Annotated in this window: 20 protein-coding genes; 10 read left to right on the top strand and 10 right to left on the bottom strand. The window is 66.7% G+C overall.

What is annotated here, in order from left to right; genetic code table 11:
* Window positions 1-103: 103 nt before the first annotated feature.
* The 3 genes from HK401_RS12810 (at window position 104) to HK401_RS12820 (ending at window position 3,846) form a co-directional block, all read left to right on the top strand.
* Window positions 104-1,687 carry an FMN-binding glutamate synthase family protein gene (locus HK401_RS12810; RefSeq protein ID WP_181275056.1) on the top strand — a complete coding sequence of 528 codons (1,584 nt, stop codon included), beginning with the start codon at window positions 104-106 and terminating at the stop codon, window positions 1,685-1,687.
* A 46-nt stretch (window positions 1,688-1,733) separates the two neighbouring features.
* A complete protein-coding gene (locus HK401_RS12815; RefSeq protein WP_181275057.1) occupies window positions 1,734-2,321 on the top strand; it encodes a dienelactone hydrolase family protein in 588 nt (195 codons plus the stop codon).
* 556 nt (window positions 2,322-2,877) lie between these two features.
* Window positions 2,878-3,846, top strand: coding sequence for a hypothetical protein (locus tag HK401_RS12820; RefSeq protein WP_258234186.1), 969 nt, complete (start codon window positions 2,878-2,880; stop codon window positions 3,844-3,846).
* Between the two features lie 391 nt (window positions 3,847-4,237).
* Here HK401_RS12820 and HK401_RS12825 read toward each other — a convergent pair whose 3' ends face one another.
* The gene (locus tag HK401_RS12825) at window positions 4,238-5,041 is read right to left on the bottom strand and encodes a 3-oxoacyl-ACP reductase (protein WP_181275058.1); all 804 of its coding nucleotides are present in this window, start codon (window positions 5,039-5,041) and stop codon (window positions 4,238-4,240) included.
* A gap of 352 nt (window positions 5,042-5,393) precedes the next feature.
* Between HK401_RS12825 and HK401_RS12830 the strand changes: the two genes are divergently transcribed.
* The 4 genes from HK401_RS12830 to HK401_RS12845 all read left to right on the top strand — a co-directional run bounded on the left by HK401_RS12830 (window position 5,394) and on the right by HK401_RS12845 (window position 11,293).
* Window positions 5,394-6,440 carry a hypothetical protein gene (locus HK401_RS12830; protein ID WP_181275059.1) on the top strand — a complete coding sequence of 349 codons (1,047 nt, stop codon included), beginning with the start codon at window positions 5,394-5,396 and terminating at the stop codon, window positions 6,438-6,440.
* Between the two features lie 123 nt (window positions 6,441-6,563).
* The gene (locus HK401_RS12835; RefSeq protein ID WP_181275060.1) at window positions 6,564-7,592 is read left to right on the top strand and encodes a 3-oxoacyl-ACP synthase III; all 1,029 of its coding nucleotides are present in this window, start codon (window positions 6,564-6,566) and stop codon (window positions 7,590-7,592) included.
* 7 nt (window positions 7,593-7,599) lie between these two features.
* Window positions 7,600-10,326 (top strand): alpha/beta fold hydrolase, encoded by a 2,727-nt coding sequence (locus tag HK401_RS12840; protein ID WP_181275061.1) that lies wholly within the window; start codon window positions 7,600-7,602, stop codon window positions 10,324-10,326.
* Between the two features lies 1 nt (window position 10,327).
* The gene (locus tag HK401_RS12845; protein WP_181275062.1) at window positions 10,328-11,293 is read left to right on the top strand and encodes an NAD-dependent epimerase/dehydratase family protein; all 966 of its coding nucleotides are present in this window, start codon (window positions 10,328-10,330) and stop codon (window positions 11,291-11,293) included.
* A gap of 27 nt (window positions 11,294-11,320) precedes the next feature.
* On the opposite strand, the gene HK401_RS12850 is transcribed toward HK401_RS12845, so the two are convergent.
* The 5 genes from HK401_RS12850 to HK401_RS12870 all read right to left on the bottom strand — a co-directional run bounded on the left by HK401_RS12850 (window position 11,321) and on the right by HK401_RS12870 (window position 18,358).
* A complete protein-coding gene (locus HK401_RS12850) occupies window positions 11,321-12,790 on the bottom strand; it encodes a hypothetical protein (RefSeq protein ID WP_181275063.1) in 1,470 nt (489 codons plus the stop codon).
* A 69-nt stretch (window positions 12,791-12,859) separates the two neighbouring features.
* The gene (locus tag HK401_RS12855) at window positions 12,860-13,198 is read right to left on the bottom strand and encodes a P-II family nitrogen regulator (protein WP_181275064.1); all 339 of its coding nucleotides are present in this window, start codon (window positions 13,196-13,198) and stop codon (window positions 12,860-12,862) included.
* A gap of 69 nt (window positions 13,199-13,267) precedes the next feature.
* Window positions 13,268-14,539 (bottom strand): ammonium transporter, encoded by a 1,272-nt coding sequence (locus HK401_RS12860; RefSeq protein ID WP_181275065.1) that lies wholly within the window; start codon window positions 14,537-14,539, stop codon window positions 13,268-13,270.
* A 56-nt stretch (window positions 14,540-14,595) separates the two neighbouring features.
* Window positions 14,596-17,085 carry an allantoate amidohydrolase gene (locus HK401_RS21060; RefSeq protein WP_309135985.1) on the bottom strand — a complete coding sequence of 830 codons (2,490 nt, stop codon included), beginning with the start codon at window positions 17,083-17,085 and terminating at the stop codon, window positions 14,596-14,598.
* An 82-nt stretch (window positions 17,086-17,167) separates the two neighbouring features.
* On the bottom strand, window positions 17,168-18,358 hold the full coding sequence (locus tag HK401_RS12870; RefSeq protein WP_258234187.1) for a tyramine oxidase subunit B: 1,191 nt from the start codon (window positions 18,356-18,358) through the stop codon (window positions 17,168-17,170).
* 183 nt (window positions 18,359-18,541) lie between these two features.
* On the opposite strand from HK401_RS12870, the gene HK401_RS12875 reads away from it, so the two are divergent.
* Both HK401_RS12875 and HK401_RS12880 read left to right on the top strand, forming a co-directional pair.
* Window positions 18,542-19,483: a LysR family transcriptional regulator gene (locus tag HK401_RS12875; RefSeq protein ID WP_181275066.1), complete on the top strand. Its 942-nt coding sequence runs from the start codon at window positions 18,542-18,544 to the stop codon at window positions 19,481-19,483.
* Between the two features lie 42 nt (window positions 19,484-19,525).
* Window positions 19,526-21,457, top strand: coding sequence for an acetate--CoA ligase (locus HK401_RS12880; protein ID WP_181275067.1), 1,932 nt, complete (start codon window positions 19,526-19,528; stop codon window positions 21,455-21,457).
* 18 nt (window positions 21,458-21,475) lie between these two features.
* Here the strand turns inward: HK401_RS12880 and HK401_RS12885 are convergent, their stop codons facing one another.
* Window positions 21,476-22,555: a hypothetical protein gene (locus tag HK401_RS12885; RefSeq protein ID WP_181275068.1), complete on the bottom strand. Its 1,080-nt coding sequence runs from the start codon at window positions 22,553-22,555 to the stop codon at window positions 21,476-21,478.
* A gap of 86 nt (window positions 22,556-22,641) precedes the next feature.
* Between HK401_RS12885 and HK401_RS12890 the strand changes: the two genes are divergently transcribed.
* Window positions 22,642-23,241 (top strand): MarR family winged helix-turn-helix transcriptional regulator, encoded by a 600-nt coding sequence (locus tag HK401_RS12890; protein WP_181275069.1) that lies wholly within the window; start codon window positions 22,642-22,644, stop codon window positions 23,239-23,241.
* Window positions 23,242-23,253: 12 nt separating this feature from the next.
* Here HK401_RS12890 and HK401_RS12895 read toward each other — a convergent pair whose 3' ends face one another.
* The 3 genes from HK401_RS12895 to HK401_RS12905 all read right to left on the bottom strand — a co-directional run bounded on the left by HK401_RS12895 (window position 23,254) and on the right by HK401_RS12905 (window position 26,596).
* Window positions 23,254-23,739, bottom strand: a complete 486-nt coding sequence (locus tag HK401_RS12895) for an SRPBCC family protein (protein WP_181275070.1) — start codon at window positions 23,737-23,739, stop codon at window positions 23,254-23,256.
* Between the two features lie 175 nt (window positions 23,740-23,914).
* Window positions 23,915-25,384, bottom strand: a complete 1,470-nt coding sequence (locus HK401_RS12900; RefSeq protein ID WP_181275071.1) for an LssY C-terminal domain-containing protein — start codon at window positions 25,382-25,384, stop codon at window positions 23,915-23,917.
* Between the two features lie 24 nt (window positions 25,385-25,408).
* On the bottom strand, window positions 25,409-26,596 hold the full coding sequence (locus tag HK401_RS12905; protein WP_181275197.1) for a MerR family transcriptional regulator: 1,188 nt from the start codon (window positions 26,594-26,596) through the stop codon (window positions 25,409-25,411).
* Window positions 26,597-26,775: the final 179 nt, after the last annotated feature.

The following is a 26,775-nucleotide window of genomic DNA, read 5'->3' on the forward strand; positions in this document are numbered from 1 at the left end:
CCACCTCCTCATCCCGGTCCTGAACGCTTTCTCAGGTCTGCCTTTCCTGAAATCCCCGCGCCCTGGGGATAGTCTCGGAAACAGGACAGTTCAAGGAGGCACGATGAAACGGCAGTTCCCTACCGTCCGGATGGCGGGCGGCGACTCGACAGGCAAGGCTTTTGCGGGGTGGGCGGCGGCCGCCTCGGCGCTCGGGCTCGGTGCACTCGCAGCGTGGGACCTCACGCAGAAACGACATTCGATCCTGCGCAACTACCCCATTGCCGGGCACGCCCGATTCCTGCTGGAGTCGATCCGGCCGGAGATCCAGCAGTACTTCATCGAACGCAACTGGGACGGGCGTCCCTTCAACCGCGACACCCGCACCACGATCTACGAACGTGCCAAAGGCACCCACTCCGAGCACGCATTCGGCACTGAACACGACGTCGACCGGCCCGGCTACGAAGCGCTCATGCACTCGAATCTGCCGATCGCCAACTCTCCTCGCCCGCCGCGCGTGCGCATCGGCGGCGACGAATGCACCCAGCCGTATGACATCTCGCTGCTCAACGTCTCGGCGATGAGCTTCGGTTCGCTGAGCAACAACGCCGTGCGGGCGCTGAACAAGGGCGCGGCGATGGGCGGGTTCGCCCATGACACCGGCGAAGGGTCGATCTCTCCCTACCACCGCGAATTCGGCGGCGACCTCATCTGGGAGCTCGGCACCGCCTACTTCGGCGCCCGCACCTCCGACGGCCACTTCGATCCTGACGTCTTCGCCGAGAAGTCGCAGGATCCGCAGGTGAAGATGGTCTCCCTCAAACTCTCCCAGGGCGCGAAGCCGGGCATCGGCGGCGTCCTCCCCGGAGCCAAGGTCACCGAGGAGATCGCCGAGATCCGCGGCATCCCCGTCGGTCAGACGTGCATCAGCCCTCCCGGTCACAGCGTGTTCTCGACCCCGATCGAGCTGCTCCAGTTCATCCGGACGATGCGCGAACTCTCGGGAGGCAAACCCGCAGGCTTCAAGCTCTGCGTCGGCTCCCGCACCGAGTTCCTCTCGATCGTCAAGGCCATGGTCGAGACCGAGATCCTGCCGGACTTCATCATCGTCGACGGCTCCGAGGGCGGCACCGGTGCCGCTCCGCTGGAGTTCGAGGACAACATGGGACTGCCGCTGACGCAGGGGCTGATGATCGTGCACAACGCACTCGTCGGCGCCGGCCTGCGCACCAAGATCAAAATCGGTGCCTCGGGAAAGATCGCCACCGGCACCGACATCGTCAAGCGCCTCATCCAGGGCGCGGACTTCACGAATTCGGCGCGGGCGATGATGATGGCCGTCGGCTGCATCCAGGCCCAGGCCTGCCACACGGGAAAGTGCCCGGTGGGCGTGGCCACGCAGAATCCCCGACGAGCGCGAGCCATCGACGTGCCCGACAAGTCCGAGCGTGTGAAGAACTATCACGATGCCGTCGTCGCCGAGGCGGCCCGCCTCATGGCGTCCATGGGCGCGGCCGCCCCGGAGGACCTAGAACCGACGATGCTGCGCCGCAACGTCTCGGTGTCCGATTCGTGGTCGTATGCCCGTCTCTACGAGTGGCTGGAACCCGGTCAGCTGCTCAAGGACGCACCCCAGGCGTGGGCCGATGACTGGGCGACGGCCCGCGCGGACTCCTTCGCCATCCCCCACGGCCACAGCCGCTGAGCGTTCCAGCCGTGCCGGTCCACGGCTCCTGTCGAGAGGAATCCTCATGAGCACCCTCGTTCTGCTGCACTCCGCTCTGGGCCGCACACCCGGCATGGAGGGCATCGCCGAACGCTTCACCGCGGCCGGTCACACCGTTCATATCCCGGACTTCTACGAAGGCCGGACCTTCACCACCGCCGAGGCGGGCGTGGGTCATGCGCAGGAGGTCGGATTCTCGACACTGGTCGACCGCGTGAGTGCCGCCTGTGAGGGTCTCGGCGACGAGCTCGTGTTCGCTGGGCTCTCGTTGGGCGCCGCCATCGCCCAGCAGATGGGCAAGAACGACACCCGGGCCCGCGGCGTTCTGCTCTTCCACGGCGGAGGCTTCCCGAAGCCGACCCGCTGGCAGGAGCAGGTTCCGGTGCAGGCCAACTTCGCCGTCGATGACGAATGGCGCACTCCCGGCACCATCGAGACCCTCATGGAATCGGCCACACGTGCAGGAGCGCAGGCCGAGCACTTCCTCTACCCCGGCAGCACGCACCTGTTCAGCGACCCCACACTGCTGGACTACCGCGAGGAGGCCGCCGACCTTCTCTACTCGCGAGCCCTGGCCTTCCTCGACCGCGCCCAAGATTCCGGCCGGCCCTGATGCCGGGTGCCGCCGGCGACTGATGCCGCTGCTGCTGGGGACCGCTGATGCCGGGCAGACAGGCGGCCTCCCCGCTGAGCACCGGCCTCCCTCATCCATTGTCGATACCGCTGACCTCGCCGACCGCCCACTTCACAGCCGGCTTCTTCACCGACCGCTCAGCTTGACGCCCACCGCTCACATTAGCGACGGCTTCTTCGCCGACCGCTCAAGTTAGCGCCCACCGCTCGCCGCATAGCTTGATACAGCGTCGTTAACTCGAGCGGTCGGCAGATGCTGCCCACAGGAGGCCGCTCTCATCCCTGCCGTCTCGTACAGACTTCGCTATCCAGTCCACCCAACAAGCACCTCTCTCCCTCGCGGCTTGATACTGCCCACCTCGTCCACAACTGCGCTCAACAGCCTCAGCCCCACGATCCCGTACCCCACGGCACAGTCTGTGTCTCACACACTCGTGTGCCGCCAGCCCATGCACTCAAGTAGCCCGTCATGGTCATTTGTGGCTATTTGATATTTAATATTGATTTTTAATGAACTTTAATACACCATTTATGTCATGGTGACAGTCTTCAGCACCAGCAAGCTTCGCGACTTCGGGTTTGCGGACAGAGACATCCGCTCCGCTCTGAATTGTTGCCTTGAGAAAGTGCGGCGGGGTAAGTTCACTCTCCTCGAAGAGTGCGCGACCGAGTCTCACGCGATATTGCATGCGGTGCATGCTGCGTCGAACACGTCCTACCCGAAGACCTTTGGGGATATGCGAGACAAGTCCGAGAGGCTCAAGAAGCTCATTCGGTCCTATGCCGACGACCTGCTGCCCGGCGCGGCCTACTCTCATGTCTCCGCAGCACTCCTGCACGGACTCGATCTGCCCTACACTCCAGTCAAACAATGTGAGATGCTCAGGGCCGACACCCGCCGCAGCACTCCGACTCTGCATATCCGCGACCGCAAGGTTTCACCGGACGACATCGCCACCATCGGAGGTCTGCCTGTCACGTCCCTTGTCAGAACGCTCATAGACATAGCCCGCGACTACGAACTCGAGTTCTCTGTTCCCCTCCTCTCAGAGGCGCTCCGCAGCAAGAAGATCGACAAGTCGGAGCTGCTCGACGCACTCACCCCGGCCAGCAGAGGCTGTCGATCCGCCGCCCTGGCTATCGAACTCTCCGACGAGAGGCATGACTCGGCGGCCGAGTCGATCTGCGCGGTCAAATTCTTCCGTTTCGGAATCACTGGGATGGTTCCACAGGTCACGACTGTCGACAGTGACGGTCGTTTCATCGGAATCAACGACTTCCGCCATGAGAGATACATGCTGATCGTCGAATGCCATGGGGTGGGCAAATATTTCATGGGTCGCAACAGCCCCGATGCGGCGAGCAAGAAGAACCACGAGCGGCATATGAGACTCCTTAACGAAGGTTTCCGAGTCTTCAACCTCGTATGGGCAGACCTTTTTCAGCCGCGCGAGTTCATAAAGATCAAGGCTGCTCTCGATACCCTGTCCAGTCGCGACCACTGAGAGGACCGAGTGCAACCGCGGCCCTTTCACCCACCGCGCACCTTAGCAACTCTGTACCAAGCTATGCGGCGAGCAGTTGTCGCTAACTTGTGCGGTGGCGGGGTGGCAACAGGCTAAGACGCGCGGTCGACCGTAACTTGTACGGTCAGCGAAACAACGCTGGCGGACGTGACAGATTGTCGGCGAAACGGAAGTGGACCGGGACAGCGCTTTCCACCTCCGGGCACCGGGCCCAAGGCAGCCGATTCCGAGCCCTGGCCTTCCTCGACCGCGCCTGAGACTCCGGCCGGCCCTGATGCCGGGTGCCGCCGGCAACTGATGCCGCTGCTGCCGGGTGCCACTGACTCCGGGCAGACAGGCGGCCTCGCCCACCACTGATGCCGGGGTTGGCTCAGTTCATGACGAGGCCGTTGTCGACGATGAGGTTCTGGCCCGTGATCGCACGTGAGGCGGGAGAGGCGAAGAACACCACCGCCGAGGCGAACTCCTCGGGTGTGGTCACACGTCGCAGCGCACTCGCGGCAGCGATCTGGTCGAAGACCTCCTCCGGGGTGGCCGAGGACGCATCGGTGGTGCGAAGCAGACCTCCGGAAACCATGTTCACGCGCACTCCGACCGGGCCGAGGTCCTTCGCGAAGGTCCTGGTCAGCGACAGCAGGGCCGCCTTGGCCGCGGTGTAGTCGTGGTACGGCACGACGGGATCCTGGAACAGATTGGTCCCGATGTTGATGACGCGACCGGAACCGATCTCGCGGAAACCATGCATCGCAGCCTGGATGGTGTTGACCGCTCCCTCGACCGTCCCCTGGAACTGGTCGGCGAAGTCCGAATAGTCGATCTCATCGGCCGGTTGCCGATCCTCGCCGTTGAACGAGAAGTCAGCGAGCGCATTGTTGACCACCGTCGACACGGGAGACCCGAACTCGGCGGCCGCGGCCTCGAACATCGCGTCGACCTCACGCGATTCGGAGACGTCGGCCTCGATGGCCACGGCGCGTCCACCGCGAGCGCGGACCGCCTCGGCGAGTTCCTCTGCGGCTCCGAAGGAATAGCGGTAATTGATGACGAGCGCGGCACCTTCGGGGGCGAAGGCCTTCGCGATCGCTGCGCCCAGGCCGCGCCCGGCCCCGGTGACGAGGACGACCTGCTCATTCAACGGCAGAGCCTCGGAAGTGAAAGCCTGGGCATTGCTCATCGGGTTTCTCTTTCGAATGTCGGTGGGCGGACCTGGCGGACCTGTTCCCACCCTACCCATGAACCGCAGATGCCGGGTCCGGAAGGCGCCGAGGCTACGAAGCGAGCGGCCGGAAGCGCCAGGGCGAACGGCGCCAGGGCGGAGACCCTGCGCCGCTCGACCTGCCGGGCTTGGAAGACTCCGGGCAACTGTTTGGTCGATCCACCACGTTCACCGCCAGCCGAAACCACGGTGGATCGACCAGTAAACCGCCTCCGAACCGCGCGCACAGGCGACAGAACGTGCCACGCACGGCAAGAGTCCATAGACTTACACGAACGACCACCATCGTCCATCCCAGGAAGTCACCCCTATGAACGAGCTCGGCGCCGGCATCTCCATCGGAGTCCTCGCAGCACTCGTCGTCTTCGTCATCTACATCATCGGTGCGAAGCTCGGACGATGGCAGCCACGGTCGGCATCCAGCAGACCGACCACTCAGGGCGGCTACAACCAGGGTGGGTACAGCCAAAGCGGCTACCAGCAGGGCGGGTACCAGCAGAACGGGTACAACCAGCCCACGCGTGCCTACAGCAGCGAGGACGAAACCCGCGTCCTGCCGAACAACTCCGGCTACGGCACCGGCTACGACAATTCCCGCGACGACGAAGCCGACGAACCCCGAGCCACCAAGGCCGAACTCGCCGCGAACATCCAGCACTCCGGTCAGATGGTCGAAGCGAACCGCCGAGCCGCGACCGCCTCGAACGGTGACACCTTTGCCGTGTTCACCTATATCTTCGGTGCCGCGCTCATCGCCGTCGTCGCCTTCGTCTTCTTCAACAACCTCCTGCTGCCGGCCACCATCGGCGCGCTCACCGGCGCCATCATCTGCGTGGCACTGTCGGCGACCTACACGCTGAAGCACCTGGATTTCTGGCCGGACAACGCCACGATCACGATCATCAACCTCATCGTCGCCCTGGCGGCCTCGATCTTCATGTACATCGGCTCGGTGCAGACCCAGCGCGACAACGTCAGCCTCGGCACGATCACCGACTCCTTCGACGCACTGCCCTTCAGCGACGGATTCTCCGCCTTCGCCCTGGCCATCGGCGACCGCGTTGTGACCTTCTTCAAAGACTTCGGGTTCTTCGGCTTCGTGTTCCTGCTGTTCATGGGCATCGGCTGCATCATCGTCTTCACGCTGGCCGCGAAGTCCCTCGTCGACGTCATGGACTGGCGGATCTTCGCCCAGTTCGGGCATTTCGTCACCGATCGGCCGATGTCGTACTCGCGTGCCGTGCGCTTCCAGACGAACAAGGTCTCACACACCGTGACCTCGATCGTTCTTGCGATCGTCGCCGTCCTCGCCGCCACCGGAACCCTCTACGACGCCTTCACGTGGTTCACACGCTGATGAACATCTCAGAAACTGGGCGGTAAGATAGACCCGGACTTCCCCCGTCGTGCCGCGCCACGCGCGCGTCTCAGCGGCCCAGACCGACCCGACGAACGACCCGAAAAGGGATGAGTACCTCAATTGGCGAACGGCAACGCAACATTTCGGCACTCGAACGTGGCCCTGCTCGGCCTGACCGAGACACTGGCCCCGAACGAAGTGACCTCACAGGAATTCGACGAACGCCTCGCCGATACTCTCAAGACCCTCAGCCTGCCGCAGGGCCTGCTCCAGCGGGTCGCCGGCGTCTACGCTCGCCGCAATTGGGACCAGCCCCATCAGTTCGCCGAGGGCGCGATCACTGCGGGCAAGAAGGCCCTCGCCGAGGCCGATGTCCCGGCCCAGGCCATCGGACTCATGGTCAACACCTCGGTCACCCGTGAGCACCTGGAGCCGTCGGTGGCCGTCGGCGTCCACGCCGGCATCGGTCTGGGCCCACAGGCGATGAACTTCGACATCGCCAACGCCTGTCTCGGCTTCGTCAACGGCATGACTCTGGCCGCGAACATGATCGACGCCGGGCAGATCGAATACGCCCTCGTCGTCGCCGGCGAAGACGCCTCCCGGGTCCAGGAGGCCACACTGCGCCGCCTCAACCGCCCGGAGATCACCCGCGAGGAATACCTCAACGAATTCGCCTCGCTGACACTGGGTTCGGGAGCCGCCGCCGCCGTCCTCGGACCGGCCGACAGACATCCGGAAGGCCACCGCATCCTCGGCGGGATCACCCGTGCCGCCACCCAGCACCACGAACTGTGCGTCGGTGACCACAACGGCATGTTCACCGACACCAAGGGCCTGCTCGCTGGGGGCATGGAACTCGTCGTCGCCGCGTGGGAGGAAGCCCACAACGACGGCTGGGACTGGCAGGAGATGGACCGCTATGTCATGCACCAGGTCTCCGATGTGCACACGAATTCGATCACGAAGGCCGCGAACCTCGACCCCGACCGGATCCCCGTGACCTATCCGGAACTGGGCAACGTCGGCCCGGCCTCCCTGCCCATCACCCTTGCCCGCGAGGCCGACAACCTGCAGCCCGGCGACCGCATCCTGTGCATGGGCGTCGGGTCCGGCCTCAACACCGCCATGACCGAGATCGAGTGGTAGAGATTTCATGAAGTTCCCTGCACGGCCGGCTCAGATTCCCCCGCAGCTGCCCGAGTGGGACCCCTCCTGGTCCCGGATCGTCGAGGCCGCGACTCCGGATGGGACACACGAGTTCCACGTCCTCGACACCCTGCCCGTTCTGCGTGCGGCCGGCCTCGAACCCGAGGGCACGATCCTCGCCCTCCACGGCAATCCGACCTGGTCGTATCTGTGGCGCAGGCTCGCCCGCGCTACCGTCGAGACCGCCCGTGCCGGTGGCCGCGTCTGGCGGCTCATCGCCCCCGACCAGCTCGAGATGGGCTTCTCCGAACGGTTCGCCCACGAGGCGATGCCGACCCCGAAATCCGACGAGGTGCGCCGGATCGCTGATCGTCTCAATGATTTCGACGCCGTCGTCACGACGCTGATCGCCGAGGTGGCCGGCAGCGGATCCGCCGCCCACCCGATCGTGACGATCGGTCACGATTGGGGCGGTGTGCTCTCGCTCGGTTGGGCCGCGCGCAACAGCGACATCGTCTCCGCGGCGATCAGCCTCAACACCGCCGTCCACCAGCCCGAGGACACCCCGATCCCGGCACCTCTGCGCGCCACGCTCGCGGGACCCATGCTGCCGACGGCCACCGTGCTCACCGACTGGTTCCTCAGGGTGACGATGAGCCTCGGCGATCTGTCCGCCGAGACCAAGTCCGCGTTCAGCGCCCCGTACCGGAGTGCGGCCGACCGGTGGGCGATCGGCAATTTCGTCGCCGACATCCCCGTCGATGCGAACCATCCTTCGGACCCCGAACTGCAGCGCATCGGTAAGGACATCGCCGCCTTCGACAAGCCTGCGCTGCTCGTCTGGGGGCCGAAGGATCCGGTCTTCCTCGAACGCTATCTGCGGGATCTGCGCTCCCGCCTGCCGCAGGCCGATCTGCACCGGTTCGAAACCGCCTCCCACCTCGTCAGCGAAGACCACGCCGTCCCCGGCCTCGTCCTCGACTGGCTGGACGCACAGTTCGGCACGGCCGCAGCAGCCTCGGCGAAGGAATCGACAACGGGCGCCGACGACGACCCCGCAGCCACCGCCGCGCCCGCTCGTGCGGTCACCGCGATCCTCGATGCGCGCCGCGACGACGAGGCGATCGCCTCGGTCGACTTCGCGCAGAACCCCGCACAGCAGATCAGCTGGCGCCACCTGTGGCACGTGACGACCTCGATCGCGAACGGCCTGCTCGGCCTCGGCGTCAAGCCGGGTGACCGGGTGTCGATGCTCGTCCCGCCCGGCAACAATCTCACCGCCGCGCTCTACGCGTGCCTGAAGATCGGCGCGGTCGCCGTCGTCGCCGATGCCGGCCTCGGCCCGAAGGGGATGACGCGGGCGATCACCTCGGCGGACCCGCAGTGGATCATCGGCGAGCTGCCCGGACTCACCTTGGCCCGTGCCTTCGGCTGGCCCGGCAGGCGGATCTCCGTCACCCCGCTCGGCCCCGTCCGCTCCCGCCTGTTCAAGGCAGAGACGAGCCTGACCGCGCTCTCCCGCACCGAGCACCGAGCCGAACTGCCGGCACCGGCCGCCGGCGACGATGCGGCGATCCTGTTCACCTCCGGCTCGACGGGCCCGGCGAAGGGTGTGCGCTACACGCATGCGAACATCTCCGCGCTGGCAGCGGTGCTGACCAGGGTCTTCGACGTCCGTGAGGGCACCGGGCTGGTCGCCGGGTTCCCGCCCTTCGCACTGTTGGGACCGGCTATCGGGGCCACCTCGGTGACGCCGGACATGTCCGTGACGAAGCCGAAGACGCTTACGGCGAGCGCGATCGCCGATGCGATCATCGCCGGTCGGGCGACGATGGTCTTCGCCTCCCCCGCCGCGTACCGGAACGTCGCCGCGACCGCAGGGCAACTCGATGCGCAACAGCGTGCCGCGTGTGCACGGGTCGAACTCGTACTCTCCGCTGGCGCACCCGTGCCGCTGGAGCTCATGGACGCCATCGCCGAGGTGTTCCCGAACGCATCCATCCACTCCCCCTACGGCATGACCGAGGGACTCCTGCTCACCGACATCGACCGAGCAGGAGTGGCCGAGGCGGACGCGACCGGTGGGCTCGGCGTGTGCGTGGGTCGGCCCATCGACGGCGTCGAGCTCGCGCTGGCACCGATCGATGATGCCGGGAACTCCGCCGAAGAGCTGCTGCAGGGAGAGGCCTCGCGGGGCCGCCTCGGCGAGTTCGTCGTCAGTGCCGCGCACATCAAGTCCGGCTACGACAATCTCTGGCGCACCACAGCGGATTCGGCTCGCGATGGCATGCACGGTCTGACCTGGCATCGGACGAACGACATCGGCCACATCGACGACGCAGGTCGGGTGTGGCTCGAGGGTCGCCTGCAGCACGTCGTCACGACTGCCCGGGGACCGGTCGGACCGGGCGGCCTCGAGGCGCTCGTCGACACCGACGCACAGGTCAGCCGCAGCGCCGTCGTCGGCATCGGTCCGGTCGGCACGCAGGCGCTCGTCGTCGTGCTCGATGCCGAGGGCACCGCGCTCTCACCCGGCGTCGCGCCGCTCGACCTGACCGCCCGACTGCGGGAGCAGATCGCAGGGGTCGGCGGTCACGATCTCGCCGCCGTGCTCGTGGCCCCGGAATTCCCCACCGACATCCGCCATAATTCGAAGATCGACCGGTCCCGACTGGCGGCCTGGGCCGACCGTGTCCTGGCCGGCGGTCCGGTGCGCGGAAGGATCAGAGGATGAAATGAGAATCACCGTCACCGGAGCCTCCGGGCTGCTCGGTTCATCCGTCGCCCGCGCTCTCGTCACGTCAGGTCATGAGGTCACGACCCTGCAGCGCCGTCCCTCCGGAGTCGACGGGGCTGCGGATGTGCTGGGGTCGGTGACCGATGCGAAATCGGTCGAGCATGCCGTCACCGGCGCCGAGGCGGTCGTGCACTTGGCCGCGAAGGTGTCCATGATGGGTGATCCCAAGGAGTTCGAGGCCGTGAACATCGGCGGCACCCGCACCCTCGTCGACGCGGCGCGGACCGCCGGCGTGCCCCGTCTGGTGCACATCTCCTCACCGTCGGTGGCGCATACGGGCGATTCGATCATCGGCGACGGCGCCGAGGCGGCGACTCCCGAGTTCGCCCGCGGCGAGTATGCGCGGACGAAGGGCGCCGGTGAGCGCATCGCCCTGGGCGCCGATTCCCCGGATTTCCGTGTGCTCGTCCTCCGGCCGCACCTCATGTGGGGTCCCGGGGACACGCAGCTGACCGAAAGGATCATCGACCGTGCGCGGGCCGGGCGGATGCCGGTGCTCGGTTCGGGTGCGGCGCTCGTCGACACTCTCTTCGTCGACAATGCCGTCGAGGCGATCGTCGCTGCGGTCTCCGCTGTCGACACCACTCACGGCGAGTCACTCGTGGTGACGAACGGTCAGCCACGGGCGATCGGCGAGCTGATGTCACGCATCGCGATCGCCGGTGGTGCCGGGGAGCCGAAGCTGCGCATTCCCGTGGCTCCGGCGCTGGCGGCCGGATCCGTGGTCGAGAAGGTGTGGGCGCTCGGTGAGCATGATGATGAGCCTCCGCTGACGAGGTTCCTCGCCGAGCAGCTGTCGACCGCGCACTGGTTCGACCAGCGGCGCACGCAGGAGGTGCTGGGCTGGACTCCTCGAGTCAGCATCGAAGAGGGCATGGAGATCCTCGCCGCGCACTACGCGTAATCGGCTCTGGCCGGCGGGGCCGCCCGATCAGAGGCGGTACTGGTTGTTCTCCTCCGCCGAGGGCCCTCTGCGGGTGGCCTGTTCGTCGTCTTCGGTCTCATCGGCTTCGTCATCGCCCGAGTCGTCGGACTCCGGTTCGGTTCCGGCGAGGGCACCGGCCGACATCCCCGGTTCGCCGGCCGGTGGGTTCTCGAGCGAGGAGCCGCCGGCTGACTCGTCGAAGTCCTCCGGATCGAGCGTGGGTGTGTCCTCGTCTGCGGTCGGGGGAACCTCGGTCTTCTCCGCATCCGTCTCGCCGGACTCTGCTTCAGCGGCCTTGTCGGCGCTGATCCCGGCGGTCTCCGGAGCGGCGCCCTCTGAGGGCTGCGCGGTGGTGTCCTCGGCAGGGGGTGTCGTCGGCGTGGTCGGATCCTCGGCCTTCACCGATGGTGCCGCGTCGGGCATCGGCGGTGCCGCGGGAGTGGGATCAGCCTTCGGCGCGGCAGATTCGCTGTCGGCGGCAGCCGCGTGCGGGGCGGTGTCAGGTCGGGCGGGGAATGCCGGCGGCATCGGCGGGGGCGCCGGCAGGTCGGACTTCTCGGACGACTCCGCTTGCGGCATCGCCGGGGCAGGACGCGGCGAGTCTGCGTCGTCGTCTCCTGAACTCTCGATGGACGACTTCTCATCGCTGTCGACTGCCGATTCCGACTCCGGAGCCGTGTCTTCTGACTGCTCTCCTGCCTCGGAAGTCGGCGCAGCCGAACCGTCCGGGTCGGCACTGTGCCTGCCTCGGGCACGCCTGGGTGATTCGGTATCGACAGCGGTTTCGCCGACCGGTTCCGCGGCACCGTCGAAATCAGAGGTCTCTGTCTCGGCGGAGTCGACCGTCGACGTCGCCCCTGCAGAAGACTCAAGGTCGTCCGAGGAGTTCGAGTCCTCTCCGCTTCCGGCTTCCAGTGACGAACCAGTGTTGTCGGATGCGTCGGTCGCCTCGGCCGACTCATCGCCGGAAGAGGCCGCGTCGCCGTCACCGTCGCCGGGCCGGACACCGATCGCTGTCGTCTCGTCGGAACCATCCTGGCTCCGGGTCGCAGCCTCGTCAACGGAGGCAGCTGTCCTGTCCTCGTTGTCTGAAGCAGCCGTGCCGTCCTCACCTGAGCCCGCAGCCTCGCCCGAACCGGCCGTGTCACCGGGCTTCGCCGACGAACCGGGCAGGGCACCGTCGATTCCCTCGAGGCTCACCCCCGCCTCTGCAGCCAGACGTGCGCGTCGTTCGGCACGTGCCTGAGCACGTTCCTCTTCGCTCTTCTGAGCCTTCGCCTTGGCCTTCGCCGACTCCCCCTTGGGCTGGGTCGGGCGGACGGCCTCCCAGACGAGGAGGACGATGAGCATCGTGACGCCGACTGTCAGTCCCATGAAGATCGACATCCAGGGCTGGTCCATCGAGAAGAAGTCCACGAATACGTTGAGTCCGAACAGGACGCCGAAGCCGAGGATCAGTGCAACCAGGAATCTCATATCCCCATTGTGCCTTGTCCGCCCTCGCTTGCCGGGGAAGACCCCGAATCTTTCACCGAGGCAGGCATCTCAGACGGCGTCTTCGTCGGTCTCTCCCGTACGGACACGGATGACACGGGAGACCTCTGAGACCCAGATCTTCCCATCACCGATCTGGCCGGTATGGGCGCCTTCGCTGATCGCCGTAAGCGCGGCATCGAGCGTTGCGTCGGTGACGATGACCTCGATCGAGATCTTCGGCAGGAACTCGACGAGGATCTTCTGCGAACGATAGACCTCGACCTTTCCCGCCTGCGCCCCGTGGCCTTTGGCCTCATAGACGGTCATTCCGGTGATTCCCGCCTCGGCGAGCGCCGCTTTGACCGGGGCGAGCGCGCTGGGCTGGAGGACGGCGGTGATGAGCTTCATGTCGTAGTTCCCTTCTCGGAGATCATGCGTCTCCGGCCTTGGCGCCGAAGACATCTTGCGGTGGTGGCGTCAGGAGCGGATGTCGTCGACCTCATAGGCGGTCTCGGCGTGGATGCTCGTGTCGAGGCCCGCTCTCTCCTGCGTCTCGGACGCCCGCAGACCGATCGTCGTCTTGAGCACCCAGGCGATGAGCGCGGTGACGGCGAAAGTGTAGACGAAGACCGCTGCCACGGCGAGGACCTGAGCGCCCAGGAGTCCGAGCCCACCACCGTAGAGGAGGCCGGCGGCCCCGGCCGGTGACGAGGGGTCGGCGAGGACGGCGATCGCGAGGGTGCCGAAGATGCCGGGGAACATGTGGATGGCCACGGCGTCGAGGGCGTCGTCGTAGCCGAAGCGCTCCTTGAGCCCGAGCGTGAAGAAGGCGATCATTCCGGCGACGAGACCGATGACGACCGCACCGACCGGCGACACGGAGTTCGCGGCAGGTGTGATTCCCACCAGTCCGCCGAGGACTCCGGAGATCGCGCCGAGGGAGGTGGCAGAGCCGCGGCGAAGACGTTCGACGATCAGCCATCCCAGCAGCCCCGAACAGGCGGCGATGAGCGTGTTCGTCAGCGCGACACCGGCACTCTCATCGATTCCTCCCGAGGAGCCGCCGTTGAACCCGTACCACCCGACCATGAGCAGACCACCGCCGAGGATGGCGATGGGAAGGTTCCCCGGTCGCCCCACAGCGGGGAAGTCACGCCGTCTGCCGAGGAAGACGGCGAGCACCAGCGCGGCGACACCGGCGTTCATGTGCACAGCGGTGCCGCCCGCGAAGTCGAGCGCGCCGACGCGATTGGCGATCCATCCGCCGACCGTCGATCCGTCGTCGGAATCGAAGGCGAACACCCAGTGGGCGACCGGGAAGTAGACCAGGGTGGCCCACAGTCCGGAGAAGATCAGCCAGGCAGAGAACTTCATCCGCCCCTCGACCGCACCGCCGATGATGCCGACGGTGAGTCCGGCGAAGACGAGTTGGAAGACGGCGATGAGGATCGCCGGCACGGCGCCCTCCGGTGTCGGCGCACCCATCAGGGACGTCAGGCCGAAGAGTCCCGACGGGTTGCCGATGATGCCGGCTCCACCGGCCGAGTCGCCCAGTGTCAGGCCATAGCCGTAGAGCACCCACAGCACGGCGGTGACGGCGAATCCGCCGAAGACGACCATGACGGTGTTGAGGATGTTCTTCGTGCGCGACAGCCCGCCGTAGTAGAGCGCGAGGCCCGGGAGCATGAAGGTCACAGCGACCGTGGCGGTGAGCATCCAGCCGGTGTTGACCTGTGAGGTGATGTCCATCGTGTTGTCCTTCGTCGGTGGTTGGTAGAGGGTGAGAGGAGGTCCGTCGCGGTCGATCAGCCGACGAGGAGCTCTTCGAGGACGTCGGCGAGGGCGTGCTGCCCCGCCAGAACGTCCTCGGGGGCTACTGTCTCCGTCGGTGCGTGCGAGGTGCCGGTCGGGTTGCGGACGAAGAGCATCGCCGCCGGAACGGCCTCGGCGAGCGCCGCGGCATCGTGGCCCGCCCCGGAGTCGAGGACGGGAGCATCGGGCAGCACGGTCTGCAGGCGAGTCCGCAGCCCCTCGTCGAAGTCGACTTCGGGAGCGAACGATTCCTCGACGAGCGTGGCCGAGCATCCCTCGTCCGCGGCGAGCGCAGTGAGCGCCGCGGCGATCTTCGCGACGATGCTCCGCACTACTGCCTCGTCTCGATGGCGCACGTCGAGCCATAGGTCAACCGTCGCGGCGATGACGTTCGTCCCACCGGGCGTGACCTGGAGACGACCGACGGTGCCGCGGGCGTCCTCGTACCCGAGCACCTCGGCGCGCAGCTGCGTGATGATCTGCGAGGCGACGACCATCGGGTCGTGTCGGCCCTGCATCGTCGTGGTGCCCGCATGGTCAGGGGACCCGGCGATCCGGATGTGCCACCGTCCGTGGGCGAGGATCGCACCGGCCAGCGCCACCGGCTGACCGAGGTCGACCAGCCCCTTGCCCTGTTCGACGTGGAGTTCGACGAAGGCGCCGATCTGGTCGAGCCGGTCGGGGGTCGGTCCGATCCGGGAAGGATCGAACCCAGCCGCGGCCGCCACCTCGGCGTAGGACCGGCCCGCGTCATCGCACAGATCACGCACGGTCTCGGCCGAGACCTGACCGGTCATCAGACGTGATCCGAGGCAGGCAACGCCGAAACGCGATCCCTCCTCCTCGGGGAAGACAGTGATGGCGAAGGGGCGGGCAGCCGGAAGCACACCTCGCGAGCGGAGGTCGTCGAAGGCCGCGAGCGCACTGGCGACTCCCAGCGGACCATCGAAGCCTCCTCCGCCGGGAACCGAATCGAGGTGCGAACCGGTGACGATCGCCTGCGGCGGCAGCTCGCGGTCTCCGTCGACCACATCCGGTCCGGCGGCATTGCTTCCCTTGCCGCCGGTCGGGACCGCGGCCCGCTCCTCGCACCAGGCCCAGATCACACCGTTCTCGTCCGTCGTCGTGTCGAGACCGCGGGCGAGGGCGGCGTCGATGAACCACCGGCGCAGTTCGAGCTCGGCGTGGGAGAACACCGGGCGGGTGTATCCTCCTCGCTCTTCGTCGACGCCGATCTCAGAGATCTCGTCGAGGAGTTCGGTCGCCGTCGCGACAGCGGGAGCCGCCGTGTCCGAGGACTCTCCTCCGTCGAAGCGCTGCCCGGTAGCTCGGAACTGACGGTGCGGACGTTCGGAGCGCAGGACGAGGTCGACGACGAGGTCACCGAGCAGCGGCGCGAACTTGGCTCCCTGCCCCGAGCAGGGCGAGACGACGGTGATCCCCTCGGCGCGATCGATGATCATGTCGTCGTCGGGCACGTTCGTGAACAGGCAGGTCGTCTCCGCGTAGGCCTCTGGCGCGAGTCCCGGCAGCGTCCGCTCGACGAATCCGGTGACTCGGCGACGATGGTCCGGGTCGATGATTCCGTCCTGTTCGTAGCCTGAGTGGATGACGCGTCCGCCGTTGTACTCCGCGACCTTCTGTCCGCGGTAGTCGGCGTCCCGTCCCCCGGGCAGCCCGTAGACCTGCATCTGCGGACCCTTGTAGATGAACGTCGGCCAGGACGTCGGTCGCCCAGGCTCCGCCTGCCCGAGGTCGCGCGGATCGCGGTAGGGGAAGTGGAACGCCGTTTCCTGACGGACCTGGAACTGAGGCATCCGAGCCCGGAAGTCGGCGGGCATGTCGAGACCTTCGAGCAGCGCCGGCAGGAACGGTCCGGCGGCCACGACCACCTGCTCACATTCGACGCTGCGGCCGTCGAACGCGGTCACGGTGTAGCCGGAGCCTGTGGCAGAGCCGCCTCGGTGGACTCGGGCGACCTCCCAGTTCGACAGGATGCGAGCGCCGGCCGTTACCGCACTCTCGAGCATCGCGGCCACGGCCGCCTCAGCATCGATGACACCGGCGTCCGGGTGCCAGAGCACATCGGTGTCGAAGTCCAGCTGCGGCCACCGCTCCGCTGCGGCCTGACGGTCGAGGAGTTCGCAGTCGATCCCCTCCGCCTCGAGCACCCTGGCCAAGCCGTGCGGATCGCGGACGGCCCCGAAATCGAGGGCGCCGCTGGGTGTGATGAGCTTCCTGCCGCATCGGGCCTCGAGTCCCGTCCACCCGCTGCGCGACTCGGCGACCAGTCGGGTCAGCGCCCGAGACGGGTAGGCGTAGCGGAAGATGCGGGCCGAACCGTGCGAACTGCCCAGCTCCGAAGCGGGCCGGTCGCGTTCGAGGACGAGCACCTCGGCGCCGGCCTCGGCGAGCCTCCAGGCGGCTGCCGCACCCGAGAGGCCCGCCCCGATGACGACGATCTGCGATGTTTCTGTTGTCACTGCTATCCGATCTTCAGTGCCCCGGTTGGGGCGCGAACGATGAGGTGCACGACGTGCGGGCGTGATTGCCCGCGGTACGAGGTCACGCGAGGTCGGGAGTCTTCCATAGGTTGAGCGCAGTGCCGAGACCCGCTTTCACGGCGTTCTCGTAGACCGTCTTTCCCCAGGCGACGTCTTCGACACCCATGCCGCCGACGCTGAAGAGGATGGGCTGGTCATCGAATTCGCGTCCCGGGGCCTTGCCGGAGAAGACGTCGCCGATGTTGACGACGCGGCTCTCGTCGAGTGCGCCGTCGTCGATGAGGTCCTGCCAGTAGAGTCCGATCATCCCGAAGGCGGTCTCATGGGATGGGGCAGGGTACTCCTCGGACCAGGCCTCATAGATCTTCTTCGCGTCGACGAGCAGTCGGGCCCGGCCCGAGAGCGTGTAGTCCTTATCCATCCGCAGGTTCGCAGGCAGGCTGAGGAAGGCGCCCGGTTTGATCCAGTCGCCGTCGATGTAGGGGTAGTTCTCCGATCCGACGAGCCCGGTGACGGCCTCGGAGACGATGTCGCAGTCGCGCACCGCACCTTCGACACTGTCGCTGATCTCGATCGTCGTGAACTGCGGATAGTTCGCGCGGACGTAGTCGGCGAAGGACTCCGAGGTGCTGTGGCGGCGGCCGTGGATGACGATCTCGGAGAGACTCGGGCGGGCGAGGGTCATCGCGTGCAGGGCCGACTTATTCATCGCCCCGGGACCGATGATGCCCAATCGCGCGGCATCGACGGGGGCCAGCTTCTTCGCAGCGGCTCCGGGCACGGCTGCGGTGCGGTACGCGCTTTCGAGGTTGCCCGACATGATCGCGAAAGGGGCGCCGGTCTCCTTGTCGTTGAGCACGATGAGGTGGATGGAGCGCGGCAGGCCCTTGTCACGGTTGTCGACGTTCGATCCGTACCATTTCACTCCGGCGGTGTCGAAGCGTCCGCCGAGGTAGGCGGCCATGGCCATGAACCGGCGGTCGGAGGCGTCGAGCGGCATCGTGGGGAACGGGCTGGTGGCGGGGAAGGAGATCTGGGCGCCGTGTGAGTTCGCGGAGTTCCCGGCCATCCGGTAGTCGCCCTCGGCGACGAGGATGAGGACCTCCTCCATCACCTCCATGCAGGATTCCATGTCCTTGACGCCGGCGACGATCATCTGCGGTTCGTCGAGGTAGAGCATGTCGATCGTGGTGCCGGTCGGTGCGGTCGTCGGGGCGGTGTCGGCGGTGGGGATCATGGTGTCTGCGCTCATGGCTGCTCCTTGCGGTGGGGGTCGGTCCTTTTCCAGACAACCCCGGGCAGCAGACCGGCGTCCAATACATTTTCAGGGCCGACTGTGAGCGAATCGCTCTCAATCTGACCAGGCAGAACGCCCGAAATATTGCGGAAACAACAGAGAAATCTCCGCTCCACAGCGACTGGCTATCGTAGCCCCATGGAACTTCGACAGCTGCGGTACTTCATCGCCGTCGCAGACGAGCTGCACTTCGGCCGCGCCGCAGAGAAGCTGCATATGTCGCAGCCGCCGCTGAGCCTCCATGTGGGCAAGCTCGAACGCGAGCTCGGGGTCAAGCTCTTCGACCGCAGCACCCGCAGCGTCTCTCTCACTCCGGCGGGTTCCCGGTTCCTCGACAACGCCTCGCGCCTCCTCGGTGACCTCGATCATGCGGTGGAGGAGCTGCGCGACTTCTCCGACGGCAGGGCTGGTCGGCTCACCGTGGGATTCGTCAGCTCGGCCGGATATACGTTCCTTCCCGAGGTCGTCACGATGTTTCGACAGAGCCGCCCTCGGGTCACCCTCGATCTCGTGCCCTTGGCCTCCGGTGAGCAGCTCGATCGGCTGTCTGCCGGTCAACTCGACGTGGGGATCGTCCGCGATGACATCTCCACGCTGGCTTCCGAGGCTCGGGCCCCCGACGGCCGTGGCCGGCTGTCGTCCGTGCCCGTCTATGACGAGCGGCTGGTCGCCTGCCTGCCCAAGGGGCACCGATTGGCGCAGCAGGCGGAGGTGACGGCCCGTCAGATCAGCCGCGTGCCGATGATCGCCTATTCCCGGGATCTCATGCCCGGGTTCGTCGATCGTGTGTCGATGGCCCTGGGCGAGCACAGCACCGAGGTGACCGTGGTCGAGCAGGTCATCCACCAGGAAACCGCTCTGGGATTCGTGGCGGCCGGAGTCGGCACGAGCATCCTCCCCGAATCGATTCGGCACCTGCTGCCACCGTCCATCGTCGCGGTGCCGCTCGCCGCTTCACCCGTCACTCGACTGTTCGCCGTCACCGGGCCGACCACACAGCCGCCCGCCCTCGTCGAAGGGTTCGTCGACTGCCTGCTCGAGGCGTCGAACATCGGGCTCCGGTCGGCCGCGATCGCCTGACCCACCTCGGCGCCGCGCTGTGCCGTGCGTCACAATGGGATCATGGACACGAAACCCGACACCACCGCACCCAGCTACGACGACGTCGTCACACGCATCGATTCGGACCCCGAGGGCTTCTGGCTCGACCAGGCCGCAACCCTCATCGACTGGGTGAAGGAACCGACCCGCGCCGTCGACGACTCGAACGCCCCGATCTACCGCTGGTACCCCGACGGCGAACTCAACGTCTGCTACAACGCGCTCGACCGACATGTCGAGAACGGACGCGGCGACCAGACCGCACTCATCTACGACTCGCCGGTCACCGACACGGTCCGCTCGATCACGTACGCCGAACTCCTCGACGAGGTCTCCCGCTTCGCCCGCGCCCTGTCGGAGAGGGGCGTGACCAAGGGCGACCGCGTCGTCATCTACATGCCGATGATCCCCGAGGCGGCCGTGGCCATGCTCGCCTGCGCCCGCCTCGGCGCGATCCACTCAGTCGTCTTCGGCGGCTTCGCCCCGAACGAGCTGGCCGTGCGCATCGACGACACCGCCCCGAAAGCCATCATCTCGACCTCCTGCGGGGTCGAGAAGAATCGCGTCCTCGAATACAAGCCGATGCTCAACGAAGCCATCGAGATCGCCGAGAACAGACCCGACTTCACCGTCATCGTCCAACGCGACGAGCACCGCTGCGAACTCGGCGAGGCCGATGTCGACTACGCCGAAATCCTCGCCCAAACTCCGGAGGGCATCGCCCCGGTGACCGTCAAGGCCACCGATGAGCTGTACGTCCTCTACACTTCCGGCACCACCGGCAAACCGAAGGGCATCGTCCGCGATTCCGGCGGCTACGCCGTGGCCGGCGCATTCTCGATGCCGGCGATCTTCGGCCTCCACCCGGGCGACACCATGTTCACCGCCTCCGACGTCGGCTGGGTCGTCGGGCACACCTACATCGTCTACGCACCGCTGCTGGCCGGCGTCACCTCTGTGCTCTACGAGGGCAAACCCGTGGGCACTCCCGACGCGGGCGCCTTCTTCCGCGCCATCGAGCAGCACGGTGTCAACGTCCACTTCACTGCGCCGACGGCCATGCGTGTGGTGCGCAAGGAGGATCCGAACGGCGAACTGATGAAGAAGTACGACCTCTCGAGCCTGCGCGCGGAGTTCCTCGCCGGTGAGCGACTCGACCCGGATACGTACGAATGGACGACGAAGACCCTCGCCGAGGCGACCGGACGTGACATCCCCGTCGTCGACAATTGGTGGCAGACGGAGACTGGTTGGCCGATCGCGGCGAATCCGCTGGGCCTGACCCGATTCCCGCTCAAGGCGGGGTCACCGACGAAGCCGGTGCCCGGCTATCAGATCGAGGTCCTCGAACCCGGCGGAACACCCGTCAAGGCCGGTGAGGAGGGGCTCATCGTCATGAAGCTGCCGCTGCCCCCGGGCACGATGGCCACCGTGTGGGGCGACGACTCCCGGTTCATCTCCTCATATCTCGCCGCCTTCGACGGCTACTACCTCACCGGCGATTCGGGCTATCTGGACGAGGACGGCTACGTCTACGTCATGGGACGCACCGACGACGTCATCAACGTCGCCGGGCACCGCCTGTCCACAGGGATCATCGAGGCCGTGGTCGCCTCCCATCCCGCCGTCGCCGAGGCGGCTGTCATCGGCGTCCATGACGACGTCAAAGGTCAGATCCCACGTGCCCTCGTCGTGCTCGGCGACTCCGCCGAGGCGGCCGATCCCGCGACCGTCACCGACGAACTCGTGGCGCTGGTGCGCAAAGAGATCGGCCCCGTCGCCGCGTTCAGACAGGTCGACGTCGTAGCGGGACTGCCGAAGACCCGGTCGGGCAAGATCCTGCGCAAGACCATGCGCGAGATCGCCGACGGCGCCGACAATCCGGCAGTGCCGTCGACGATCGAGGATCGCACGGTGCTCGATGATCTCTCATCGGTGCTTGCGCGAGGGTGATTCACCTCCGCGGGTGACTCAGGAGTTTCGGCCCTGTTCGAAGCCGGCTGCGAAGCCGCGTTCGAAGGCGTCCTGGACTTCGCGGTCGTGATCGCGTTCCCGGTCGCGCCGGTCCTCGGCCCAACCGAAGGGGTCGAATCCTCGGCGTCCGGGACCGAAACCGCCGCCGAAACCGGGACCGAACCCGGGCCCGAAGCCGCGTCGACCGCGACCTCCTCCGCGTCGATCGCCATGCCCGGGGCCTCCGCGACCGGGGCCTCCGCGACCGGGGCCGCCGTGCGGACCGTCATGCTCGGCATCGCCGTGATGGTGTCCGCGGGGACCGCTCTCGTGATCAGGGTGGTCGTCGCGATCATCCCAGCCGCCCCGAGACTCGTGGTCGCCGCGTGCACCACGGCCGCCTCGGCGATGCTCGCCCCAGCGAGAGTCGTCTCCGCATCGATCAGCCCCGAAGGCGTCGACGATCTTCGACAGCGAAGCCTTGAGGTCCTCGAACTCCTCGGAGGACAGCACGTCTTCGACTTTGTCGCCGACGTTGTCGCGCAGGTCGCGCATCCGGCGGCGCAGCTCCTCGGGGTTGACGTCTCCGTTCGGTCCCCAGCCGCGGCGACCGCGGGGCGGCCCGTAGCTGACCGGCTCCTCCGGGCCGGGGGCGCCGTCGGCGACCATCTCCTCGTCGTCCCAGTCTCGGCGCCCCCGCCGCATCCGACCGAAGTCACGCGGGTCGAAACCGCTGTCCTTCGCTGCGGCGCGGAATTCGCGACGCATCACGCGGCTGACCTGGCGGAGCAGCTGCGGAAGGTCGACGTCGGAATCGTCGCGTGCCGTCGAATCGCCGGCACCGGCCTCATCACCGTCGGTGTCATCGCCCGTTTCGTCGAGCACGGTCCCGTCGGTCACGTCATCCGCGGCCGAGTCGATCGTGGTCTCATCGTCGCCGGCGGTCGGATCGCCCTGCGCGTCGTTCGATCCGTCGTTCGTGGACTCTGACTGGTCGACAGCGTCGGCGCTGGAGTTCGAGTCGACGTTCTCGTTCACATTCGACGCGGAGCGTTCGACGTCGTCATTGTCATTGCTGAAGTTGTCGTAGGTATTCATGTCATCTCCTTTAGTTGTTATCTGACATGTATATGCAGAATGACATGCATTACAGGAGCATGTCAAGTAACATGTAAAATGCGGTTATGAGCTCAGACGATGACATCCAGACGATCGCGGAGGCGCTGACGCGCCTGCAGTGGCGGCGCGGCCCCGGCGGTCCACGTGGCTTCGGGCCTCCGCGGGGGTTCGGCGGGCGAGGCGGTTTCGCCGATCCGTCACACGGTGAGTTCCCCTTCGGCGGGCGGCACGGCGCAGAAGGCAGAAGCCGGACGGAACATGGTCCCGGCCGCCGCGACGGGCACGGCGATCCTGGATTCGATTGGCGCGAGAAGTTCAAGGGCCACTTCGGCGGCCGCGCCCAGTGGCAGCTGCTCATCGCCCTGGTGCAGGCGGGCACAGCGCTCGGGGTCAGCGCTCTCGGTGAGGCGATCGGCGTCGACCAACCGCGCGCGTCCCGGCTCGTCTCTCAAGGAGTCGAGCTCGGGCTGCTGCAGAGGGAAGCAGACCCCGAGGATGCCCGGCGCACCCTCATCGCCCTCACCGACAAGGGGCGGGCGATCGTCAATCGATTCCGAGGCGCCCAGCGTGACAGTGTCGATCAGGCACTCAGCGAGTTCACCGCCGATGAGCGTGCCCTGCTGGCCGAGCTGCTCACGCGCCTGGCCAATGCCTGGCCGAAGTGAACCTGAGGTGGCTCAGCTTTCGGCGAGCGCCTTGAGCCGCTTGAGCGACGCCAACAGGTTCGCTGCCGTCGTCGATTGCGCTCGCGGTAGGCGCTGCGGGTCACGCAGCTCCGTCCAGTCATAGGTGTGGCGAACGAGGCAGGAGTCCTGGCCTGCCGGTTCGATTTCCCAGATCCATTTCTGTCCGAAGGGTTCTCCCCCGACCTCAGAGGGCTTCCACGCAATGAGGCGGCCCTCGTCGAAGTCGACGACGTGATTCTCCCGGTCGACGCCCTTGGTCAGCGTCGCGACGAAGGAGTCGCCGACTCCGTGCACACGCTGATCGGCAACTGCGGATCCGAGGTTCTCGTTGCCGTCCCATTCGGGCTGCCGGGCAGGGTCGGCGATGAGCTCGAAGACCACCTCGGCGGAAGCGTCGATGTCGATCTCTGCGCTGACGACCTTGAGAGCGGGGTCGATCGAGTCGAAGACGGAGGGGTCGGAGGTCTGTTCGGTCATGCGTCTCTACCTTCTCGTATGCTCCCGGGCCCTGTGATCACGAGTCTGGCGGCGGGCTCTGCGTCGGCGTGGATCAGACATAGTCAGCATACACAGACCCGACGCGCCGGCCGCCGCCCCTCACCACCCGGGGGCGGCACCACGCGCGCACCGCCTGACCGCCTCGGCGCTTCTGTCAGTCCTCGAGGGCTCGGTCCTGGCGTTCCGCGCGAAGTGCAGCGGTGCTGAACCGGGTGAACATCCGGGAAGAATCGCTCGACAGCGACAGCAGCACGGCGACCTGCATCGCGATCGTCGTCAGCGCATACATGTTCGTCGCCAGGTCGCGGTCGCCGGTGAAGTAGTTCGTCATCGACACGATCACCGAGATCGTCGAGAGGGTGAGGATCCACAGTCTCGCGCGGTTGCTGCCGCGGAAGACCCGCGCCGAGGCGATCACCTGCAGGCAGCCGATGAGGAGGCTGACCCCGATGAGCACTCCCGCCGCGATGCGGGTGGCCGTGTCGTCGCTCAGCGCCGCGATGTCGGAACTGTAGTCGGTGACCTCCGAGCGCAGTCCGTTCCAGTCCAGAAGCGTGCCGATCACGTCCCAGGCCTGGAAGATCAGCAGCACGAGGACGAGGGCCGCGCCGACGACGGTCTGCAGCGGTCGCCGCCGCCACAGGGTCTTCGTCACTTCGGCCACCGACCGCGATTCGGAGTAGATCTGGGTGGCGTCGAGCGCGAGTTCCAAGCGTTCGGGGTAGTCATCCTCATCGGCGACGACCTCGGCAACATCGACGATCGGCAGGTGTCCGTCGGTGATGATCGCATCCCCACCCCCGTTGCGGGAATGGTAGCCGGTGGAGAAGTCCTTGATCCGATCCACGGTGATCGAATCGTCGACGGCCGTGACGGTGCTGACGATATGGTCGCGTTCGACGTCGGTGTTCTCTTCGATCTTGTGTGTGAACTGCAGGGTGAACAGTGAGATCCCGACGGCTTTGTCGTAGGTGCCTGCGGCCAGCCAGTCGGCCTGGTGTCCGCCGGGCATGAGCCAGCCGCTCGGGCACTTCCAGAAGCGCACGTGATGCCGCTGGCCCGGGTCGCCGTCGACCTCCTGCTGGTAGGCGAAGTCCTGTCGCCGGCCGAACAGCAGCAGCGGTGACACCGGCGCCTGCGGGTAGCTGCGCTTCGTCACCGTCGAGCGGATGATCTCCCAGGTCGACGCGGGCGTGATGCTGTCGGCGAGGATCCATCCGGCCGCTCTCATCGCGTGATGGATCTGCGCTTCCTCACCGCGCCAGGCGAGGTTGACCGGGTCTCCGAGCAAGCCGTCGGAGGTGCGGGTGCGGCCGATGAAGTAGTTCGGCACGTAGATCTGCGAGAGGATGCGGTGCAGCCTGGGCAACGCGAGGTAGGACACGACGCCCCAGAACACGAGCAGGGTCAGCACCTGCCACCACCCGAGGCTGAAGCCCTTGAGCAGGATCAGCAGCGCCAGCCAGGTCGAAGCCGCCCCGCCGAAGAGGAAGAACAGATAGTCGAGGATACCGGTCGGTGTGAAGTGGTGACGACGGTAGACGAACGACTGCTTGAGCCGCCTCTTCTGCCCGATCGGCGCATCTGCGGCGCCGGATCCGTCCCCCGCTCCTCCCGAAGTCATGGGTGCCAGTTTAGACAATCGGATTCAGGCGTCGGAATGCGGAGAACCCGAATTCCCCTCGCCGAGGTTGCCCGACCGTCGTCGCAGCTCCGCGGCCGCCGTTGCGGCGACCTGTCGATCATCGTCCCCTGCCAAATGTGCGAGCAGCTCTGCCGCCTGCCTCCGATGCGATCTGGCCATGGCACGGCCGGCCTGGTCAATATCGGCCTGGGCCCTGCCGGCCTGGCCACTGTTGATCCTGTTATCGCCGACCCACTGACGCCCGGCCGGCTCATCGACGATCTCGATGAGGACCTGCAGAGCGCGGAAGCGCTCATCGGCCCGATGCGAGCGGGCGGCACGGTCCAGCTCGATCATGATGTCGGCGGAGGCCGGTGAACCTGCTGCGACGAAGTCGGAGAGGGCCTCGGCGGCGTCGATGTCCCGCGGACCGTTCATCGCGATCGTCAGAAGCTCGGGCACCGCAGCGGCATCGCCAAAGCCGGCCAGCGCGAAGGCGCAGAGTCCTCTCACCTCGTCGTCCTCATCACCCAGGCACGAGCGCAGAGCATCGCGGATGCGATAGGCGGTCTCGTCGCCGAGTTCTTCGCGTGCGGTCGTGCGGCGGATCTCATCGAGTGCGCGGATCGCTCGGATCCGCACTGCGACAGACGGATCGTCGACTCCGGCCAGGAGTGGCGCAACAGCGGCCGAGCCTGCTTGAGCGAGAGCCCACCGCATAGCCCCGGCCGCATTGGGTGCGGGTTCGTCGAGAACTGCCGACGAGAGCGCTTCGATCGGCACACTGCCGTCGATCCCTGCTCCCAACGCCGCCTTGTGCCGTTGGATGACATCGGCGGATTCGAGAGACCGCATGAGATCGACCGTCCACAGCAGCGCCTCGGGATCGGTTCGGCCGAGGCGGTCGATGCGTTCGAGGTGCCCGAGCAGGCGCTCTTCGGCAGCGATGCGTTCGCGTGTCTCGGCGATGAGGTCGCGAAGCAGCCGCGTCGTGTCGAAGCTGGGGTCGGCGAGCACCTCTCGAACCTCGGTGAGGCTCATGCCGAGTCGGCGCAGGCCCTCGATATGGAAGATCCGTCCGATGTCGGCGTCCGAATACTCCCGGTATCCGGCGGAGGTCCGCTCACTGGGTTCGAGCAGACCGATGGATTCGTAGTGCCGGAGCATCCGCGCGCTGACGCCGGAGCGCTGGGCCACCTCGCCGATGCGCATATCCACCTCGCTTCCCTTGCCACTATAGGTGCGGACCACGGAGGCGCAATCCGCACAGGCGCGACGAACTGTACCGGCGCAGCCTTGACGGGCTCGACCCGCGTCCGGAGGAAGGAGTCCGAGACTCCGGCCCGGTGTCGTCGAGCTTGCCCCACTCGACGACACCGGATCGACCGGCA

The organism is Brevibacterium oceani (assembly GCF_013623835.1).
GTDB lineage: Bacteria > Actinomycetota > Actinomycetes > Actinomycetales > Brevibacteriaceae > Brevibacterium > Brevibacterium oceani.

Excerpts from the sequence above, each read along its gene's own strand:
- HK401_RS12810 (WP_181275056.1), top strand. The coding sequence starts at position 104 with ATGAAACGGCAGTTCCCTACCGTCCGGATGGCGGGCGGCGACTCGACA.
- HK401_RS12815 (WP_181275057.1), top strand. The coding sequence starts at position 1,734 with ATGAGCACCCTCGTTCTGCTGCACTCCGCTCTGGGCCGCACACCCGGC.
- HK401_RS12820 (WP_258234186.1), top strand. The coding sequence starts at position 2,878 with ATGGTGACAGTCTTCAGCACCAGCAAGCTTCGCGACTTCGGGTTTGCG.
- HK401_RS12825 (WP_181275058.1), bottom strand. The coding sequence starts at position 5,041 with ATGAGCAATGCCCAGGCTTTCACTTCCGAGGCTCTGCCGTTGAATGAG.
- HK401_RS12830 (WP_181275059.1), top strand. The coding sequence starts at position 5,394 with ATGAACGAGCTCGGCGCCGGCATCTCCATCGGAGTCCTCGCAGCACTC.
- HK401_RS12840 (WP_181275061.1), top strand. The coding sequence starts at position 7,600 with ATGAAGTTCCCTGCACGGCCGGCTCAGATTCCCCCGCAGCTGCCCGAG.
- HK401_RS12845 (WP_181275062.1), top strand. The coding sequence starts at position 10,328 with ATGAGAATCACCGTCACCGGAGCCTCCGGGCTGCTCGGTTCATCCGTC.
- HK401_RS12850 (WP_181275063.1), bottom strand. The coding sequence starts at position 12,790 with ATGAGATTCCTGGTTGCACTGATCCTCGGCTTCGGCGTCCTGTTCGGA.
- HK401_RS12855 (WP_181275064.1), bottom strand. The coding sequence starts at position 13,198 with ATGAAGCTCATCACCGCCGTCCTCCAGCCCAGCGCGCTCGCCCCGGTC.
- HK401_RS12860 (WP_181275065.1), bottom strand. The coding sequence starts at position 14,539 with ATGGACATCACCTCACAGGTCAACACCGGCTGGATGCTCACCGCCACG.
- HK401_RS12870 (WP_258234187.1), bottom strand. The coding sequence starts at position 18,358 with ATGAGCGCAGACACCATGATCCCCACCGCCGACACCGCCCCGACGACC.
- HK401_RS12875 (WP_181275066.1), top strand. The coding sequence starts at position 18,542 with ATGGAACTTCGACAGCTGCGGTACTTCATCGCCGTCGCAGACGAGCTG.
- HK401_RS12880 (WP_181275067.1), top strand. The coding sequence starts at position 19,526 with ATGGACACGAAACCCGACACCACCGCACCCAGCTACGACGACGTCGTC.
- HK401_RS12885 (WP_181275068.1), bottom strand. The coding sequence starts at position 22,555 with ATGAATACCTACGACAACTTCAGCAATGACAATGACGACGTCGAACGC.
- HK401_RS12890 (WP_181275069.1), top strand. The coding sequence starts at position 22,642 with ATGAGCTCAGACGATGACATCCAGACGATCGCGGAGGCGCTGACGCGC.
- HK401_RS12895 (WP_181275070.1), bottom strand. The coding sequence starts at position 23,739 with ATGACCGAACAGACCTCCGACCCCTCCGTCTTCGACTCGATCGACCCC.
- HK401_RS12900 (WP_181275071.1), bottom strand. The coding sequence starts at position 25,384 with ATGACTTCGGGAGGAGCGGGGGACGGATCCGGCGCCGCAGATGCGCCG.
- HK401_RS12905 (WP_181275197.1), bottom strand. The coding sequence starts at position 26,596 with ATGCGCATCGGCGAGGTGGCCCAGCGCTCCGGCGTCAGCGCGCGGATG.